Raw genomic sequence first — 2,768 nt, 5'->3', positions numbered from 1 at the left:
GCAGATAGCCGGCCACGCTGCTGTCGGGGGCGAGCGATTCGCGCCGACGCCACAACTCGAGGAAGATGTCCTGCGAGAGCTCTTCGGCCACACCGGGATCGTGCAGCACGCGGTTGGCGGAGCGGACCACGGGCTCATACCACTGCCGAAAGATCGCATCGAACGCTGCGTGATCCCCGCCCCGGAGGCGAGCCAGCAAGTCAGCGTCGGACACGAGGGGCGTGGGCGCGGGAAATGATTGGGACGGAATGCGGTCGACGCGACTCCCCAGAGTCCTGCCGACCGGCGTTGCCGCGTATACTACACCAGACTGCGGCGATTTTGCGCGGGGGCCTGCTGGAAAAGCGGGGACGTAGGGTATCGCCATCCACTCGTGTCTTTCGGTCATGTCCGACGAAATCCGTTCATTCGCTGAATCCGCTGCCGACGCCGATTGGGAGGCGATCGCCCGCTTTGTCGCGGGGGAAAGCGACCCGGCGGAGTCGGCCGCCGTGAGCCAGTGGCTGGCGGCCCACCCGGAAGACGCGGCGTTGGTGGCGATCGTTAAGGCGCGGGCCGATCAGGCGTCCATGCGATCGGCGGTGGCGGTGGATGCCGAACGGGCGCTGGCGGCCGTACGGACCCGTATGGCGGCGTCCTCGGCGGTCACGGGTGCCTCGACAGGGGCGTTCACGGTCCACCGCGGCGGCGCGTCCATCCCGTCGGTGGGATCGTCGTCGGCGCGGCGCTGGCGTGGGCCGGTGTTTGCGGTCGCGGCGGCGTTCACGGCCATGGTCGGGATCGCGCAGTGGCGTGGCGGCGACACGGGCACGGCGCAGGTGTACGCCACGACGGTGGGGCAGCGCGATTCGGTGAGGCTCTCCGATGGCAGCACGGTCGTGCTGGCGCCGGGGAGCCGGCTCACGGTTGCTGCGGGATTCCGCCGCGGCCATCGCGAGGTGACGCTGGACGGTGCGGCCTTTTTCGAAGTGCAGCACGACGGCGCGCATCCGTTCGTGGTCCATTCGCGTGGTGCGGAGATTCGCGATATCGGCACGGCCTTTTCGGTGAACACCGATGTGAATGGTCGCGTGTCGGTGGCGGTGACGCACGGCATTGTGGCGCTGCGCGATACGACGGCGGGGAGTGCCGCCCCGGTGGAGCTGCGGGCCGGTGACCGCGGCGTGCTCGGGGCTGGCACGGTGGCGGTGGCACGCGGTACGGTTACCGAGGACGATGTGTCGTGGACACGCGGCCAGCTCGTGTATCGAGATGCGCCGCTGGCCGAAGTGCAGGCCGACGTGCGTCGCTGGTACGGCATCGAGCTGCAGGTGGCCGATGCGGCGCTGGCCGGGCGCACCCTGACGGCGACGTTCCGCGGCGATTCCGCCGCGCAGGTGGTGCAGGTGATTGCGCTGGCCCTCGGCGCCAACGTGGTGCAGCACGGCGATACGATCCTGCTACAGCCGCAGGGGCCGGGTTCCACGCCGAATCCTTGAACGGGGCGATTAGCGCGCATATGGGGTGGCAGCTGGTACGAGGCGGGTGGACCGTGGGCGCGATCGCCGTCTTGATCGCGCCCCTTGCTGTCGTTCGGGCCGAGCGTGCGCCCGCGATGCCGGCGCTGCTCCCGCATGCCGTCTCGGTTGCGGTCTCGGATCCAGTGTGTGCGGGGCGGCTCGGGGCACAGGACCGCTCCTCGTTGTGGGCACCGCCGCTCGACCGGATCGTGAATCTGCGCGTGCCCGACGTCTCCCTGCGTGAAGCACTCGATCGACTGGCCGCGGTGGCCAAGATCGAGCTGTCGTACAGCGCGGAGCTGTTGCCGGCCGGCAAGCGGGTCTGCCTCACGCTCGATCGTGTTCCCGTGGGCGCCGTGCTGGAGTCGCTGTTGGCCGGCAGTGCGCTGCGGTCGATCGTGCTGGGGAGCACGCAGGTCGTCCTCGCCCCCTCGCGCGCCGGCACGGTGGCGGACGGCGCCGGCCCGGGCGGTGTCGCCCCGGCGGTGAGTGGCATGTCGGGCACGACGGTTGCGCGGCGGGCCAGCGTGCTCGATCGCGTGGTCGTGACCGGGTCTCCCGACGGCGCACCGCAGCGCGGCTCGCCCTTTGCGCTCGATGTGATCGATGGTGCGACGCTGGCGCGACAGGGAGTGGGGACGCTTGGGGAAGCGCTGGAGTTGGCGGTGCCCGGCGTGTGGTTGTGGACCGCGAGTGCCGGCACCCTGTCGGCCCGCTACGGCAGCATTCGCGGGGCGAGTTCGTTTGGCGCGAGTGCGCCGAAGATCTATCTCGATGGGATCGAGGTGGCGAATCCGCTGCTGGTGACGCAGCTCGATGCGGCACGGGTGGAGCGGGTGGAAGTGATCCGAGGACCGCAGGGCGCGGCGCTGTACGGCGCCGATGCGATCAGCGGCGTGGTGAACATTCTCACCCGACACGACGGGACGCCGACTGGCGCGCCGGTCGTGCAACTGTCCACGACGGCCGGCCTGTCGGCCACCGCGTACGCCCCGCGTGATGCCTTCGTGCAGGACCATGCGTTGTCGTTTCGCCGCGGCAGCAGTTCACGCAGTCTCGGCCTCGGTCTCAATGTCGGAACGGTCGGGGCGTACGTGCCCGGTGCCTCGGAGCAGCGACTGCTGGCCGATGCCGACGTGCGCGTGGCGCGCGCGAACACCATGTTCACCGGTACCGCGCGGTTCTCCGCCCAACGCGCGAATGCCAGCACGGGGCTGATGTTCAGCGGTGCCACCACGCCGAATACCACCGGCTTTCTCGGAACGCTCG

3 protein-coding genes are annotated in these 2,768 nt (G+C 70.1%); 2 read left to right on the top strand and 1 reads right to left on the bottom strand.

Going from position 1 to position 2,768, the window contains the following annotated elements; all coding sequences use genetic code 11:
• Window positions 1–214: RNA polymerase sigma factor (locus tag ACIRA7_RS16480; RefSeq protein WP_396221919.1), on the bottom strand; the 214-nt coding region annotated here is incomplete at its 3' end.
• A 172-nt stretch (window positions 215–386) separates the two neighbouring features.
• Here ACIRA7_RS16480 and ACIRA7_RS16475 point away from each other — a divergent pair.
• Window positions 387–1,478, top strand: a complete 1,092-nt coding sequence (locus ACIRA7_RS16475) for a FecR family protein (protein WP_396221918.1) — start codon at window positions 387–389, stop codon at window positions 1,476–1,478.
• A gap of 71 nt (window positions 1,479–1,549) precedes the next feature.
• Window positions 1,550–2,768, top strand: a 1,219-nt coding sequence (locus ACIRA7_RS16470) for a TonB-dependent receptor plug domain-containing protein (protein WP_396221917.1), incomplete at its 3' end; no start/stop codon positions are given.

Origin of the sequence: Gemmatimonas sp. (genome assembly GCF_044376735.1) — a bacterium.
Classification (GTDB): domain Bacteria; phylum Gemmatimonadota; class Gemmatimonadetes; order Gemmatimonadales; family Gemmatimonadaceae; genus Gemmatimonas.
The sequence above is the reverse complement of the archived record's forward strand: the minus strand, read 5'-3'. Positions and strand labels throughout refer to the sequence as shown.

What these genes read in the sequence shown, in the direction of transcription:
- ACIRA7_RS16475 (WP_396221918.1), top strand. Translation starts at nt 387, where the DNA reads ATGTCCGACGAAATCCGTTCATTCGCTGAATCCGCTGCCGACGCCGAT.